Below are 2,321 nucleotides of genomic sequence, written 5' to 3'. Positions count from 1 at the left end.
ACATGGCGGAGATGCACCCGATACTTTGGAGCCGGGTGGCGGATCGCCGATTGAGTCAACCCAACGTCAAGGTCGCTGTACTGTCGACCTTCGAGCATCGCAGTTTTGAGTTGGCTGACATCCCCATGGTGTTCAAGCCACAGACGGACCTGTTTATCCTCAATTACATTGCCAACCACATCATTGAAAGTGGCTCGGTCAACAAGGACTTTGTCAGCAAGCACACCAAATTTGCCAAAGGTACGGATGACATCGGCTACGGCCTGCGTGCCGATAACCCACTGGAGATGAAGGCCCAGAATGCGGCCAAGGCGAACACCTGGAGTGACATCGACTTTGAGCAATTCGCGGCTTTCGTAAAACCTTACACCCTTGAGCGTACCGCCAAGGAAACCGGCGTACCGGCGGAGCAACTCAAGGCTTTGGCCGAACTGTATGCCGACCCGAAGCGCAAGGTGGTCTCCTTCTGGACCATGGGCTTTAACCAGCACACGCGGGGCGTCTGGGCCAATAACCTGATTTACAACATTCACCTGCTGACCGGAAAAATCAGCGAGCCGGGTAACAGCCCATTCTCTCTGACAGGCCAGCCTTCGGCCTGTGGTACGGCGCGGGAAGTGGGGACGTTCTCCCATCGGCTGCCCGCTGATCTGGTGGTCACCAATCCAAAGCATCGCGCCACGGCGGAGAAAATCTGGAAATTGCCGCCGGGCACTATCAATGAAAAAGTCGGGTTCCATGCCGTGCAGCAGAGCCGGATGCTCAAGGACGGCGTGCTCAATGTGTATTGGACGATGGCCAGCAACAACATGCAGGCCGGGCCCAACATCATGCAGGAAGTGTTGCCCGGTTGGCGTAATCCCGAGAACTTTGTGATTGTCTCGGATGTGTATCCCACCGTCTCGGCCCAGGCAGCCGATCTGATTCTGCCCACGGCGATGTGGGTCGAAAAAGAGGGCGCTTACGGCAACGCGGAACGACGTACGCAGTTCTGGCATCAATTGGTTTCGGCGCCGGGTGACGCCAAGTCCGATCTCTGGCAACTGGTGGAGTTTTCCAAGCGCTTTAAAACGGACGAGGTCTGGTCCGAGGAAATATTGTCTGCCTCACCGCAGTACAAGGGCAAAACCCTGTACGAGGTGTTGTTCAAGAATGGTCAGGTCGATCAGTTCCCGCTTGATCAGATGGCGGCGGGCTATAAAAACGATGAGGCTGGAGATTTTGGTTTTTACCTGCAAAAAGGCTTGTTCGAAGAATATGCCCAATTCGGCCGTGGCCACGGTCATGACCTCGCCCCGTTTGATCTCTATCACACCGAACGAGGGTTGCGATGGCCCGTGGTCGAAGGCAAGGAAACCCGTTGGCGTTTCCGGGAAGGCTATGACCCCTACGTGGAGAAGGGCAGTGGTGTGCAGTTCTATGGCTATCCCGACAAGAAGGCGATTATCTTCGCGCTGCCCTACGAGCCCCCTGCGGAATCCCCCGACGCGGAGTTTCCATTCTGGTTGAGCACCGGACGAGTGCTTGAGCACTGGCACACCGGATCCATGACCCAGCGTGTCGAGGAACTTCATAAGGCTGTCCCCGACGCGTTGGTCTACATGCACCCGGCCGATGCCAAAGCCTTGAATGCCCGTCGAGGCAGCGAAGTGAAGCTGATCAGTCGACGCGGTGAGATGCGTGCGCGCATTGAAACCCGAGGGCGCAACAAGCCACCCCAAGGCCTGGTGTTCGTACCGTTCTTCGATGCCAACAAGCTGATCAACAAGGTCACGCTCGATGCGACGGACCCCATCTCCAAGCAGACTGATTATAAAAAATGTGCGATCAGGATTGAGTTGATCAAGACGGCATAAGGAGCGCTCAGATGAAGAGTCATTCGCTGTCTTTACTTGCGGCTCTGTTGCTGTGGATGCCAGCGGCATTCGCAGCGCAGCCCGATTACCCGCTGGATGCTCCGGCACCGGATGGCCGGCGACCCGGAGGGACCCTGACTCAAGAGTTTGCGGCACCGCTGATGGCTGATGACGAGAACAAGGACCTCAAGCGCGAGCGTAACTATCCTGACCAGCCGCCCACCATCCCCCACAGTATTCGGGGGTATCCGATCGACAAGAACAGCAACAAGTGCCTGTCCTGTCACAGCCGTGCCAATAGTGCCCGCACTCAGGCGCCGATGATCAGTATCACCCACTACATGGACCGTGATGGTCAGGCGCTGGCCGCTGTTTCGCCGCGTCGGTATTTCTGTACTCAGTGTCACGTGCCACAGAAAGACGTAAAGCCTCTGGTGGGCAACAACTTCAAGAACATTGACCAGG

Annotated in this window: 2 protein-coding genes; both read left to right on the top strand. The window is 56.7% G+C overall.

Annotated elements, in window-relative coordinates; genetic code table 11:
• Window positions 1-1,856: nitrate reductase catalytic subunit NapA (napA, locus tag PMI22_RS08155; RefSeq protein WP_007947517.1), on the top strand; the 1,856-nt coding region annotated here is incomplete at its 5' end.
• Window positions 1,857-1,867: 11 nt separating this feature from the next.
• On the top strand, window positions 1,868-2,321 hold a 454-nt coding region (locus PMI22_RS08160; protein ID WP_007947516.1), incomplete at its 3' end, for a nitrate reductase cytochrome c-type subunit.

The organism is Pseudomonas sp. GM21, from assembly GCF_000282215.1.
Classification (GTDB): domain Bacteria; phylum Pseudomonadota; class Gammaproteobacteria; order Pseudomonadales; family Pseudomonadaceae; genus Aquipseudomonas.
The sequence above is the reverse complement of the archived record's forward strand: the minus strand, read 5'-3'. Positions and strand labels throughout refer to the sequence as shown.